This is a genomic window from Methylophaga sp. UBA2513 (assembly GCF_002341285.1).
In the GTDB taxonomy this organism is placed as follows: domain Bacteria; phylum Pseudomonadota; class Gammaproteobacteria; order Nitrosococcales; family Methylophagaceae; genus Methylophaga; species Methylophaga marina.
This window is the reverse complement of the sequence record NZ_DDNT01000021.1, coordinates 1-577: the sequence shown is the minus strand read 5'-3', so window position 1 is coordinate 577 and position 577 is coordinate 1.

Sequence of the window (577 nt, the reverse complement as noted above, 5' to 3'; positions counted from 1 at the left end):
GACTGCTTTTTCAGTTCTGTCAGATTCATGTATTACCTAAGAATGGGATTTTGATATAGAAATGCCTTGAACACATCGATTGATGAGTTGAATTAACTTAATTTTGGAGGGGGTTTTAAAAACTGCAAGTAAGAATAACAGTAATAAAGACTGGCGTCTAGTTTTATGTACAAAATATCGCGATGTTAGAAATAAAAGCTAATTATACCAACAGTTTTTCTATTCCTGTCAGTAAACTGACTAATCAAAATAGCTTGGCTGAAATACTGTGAGTTAGTACAAGTCGAGAATTACACCATTCATATCGACTTTTTAGGGAGCTTATGAAATTTAGGGCAGTCTCAATTTGCTCCTACCCCATTCAGTTTAAATGCATAATCCATTGGCTGTTACTTCGTTCACGTATACACGTCTGAACGGCAGATAATAAAAAAAGCCTGGCGGTTATTTACAGGGATGTCATGTATGGCGATAACACAGGAGCCGTTATCGGTGACCTACTTTGTTTGCCCTATTCCAGGGGCAAATCGCTACGCAAGTTCCCTTTGGTCGTCCAAAAACGTTCCTGACGTTTTTG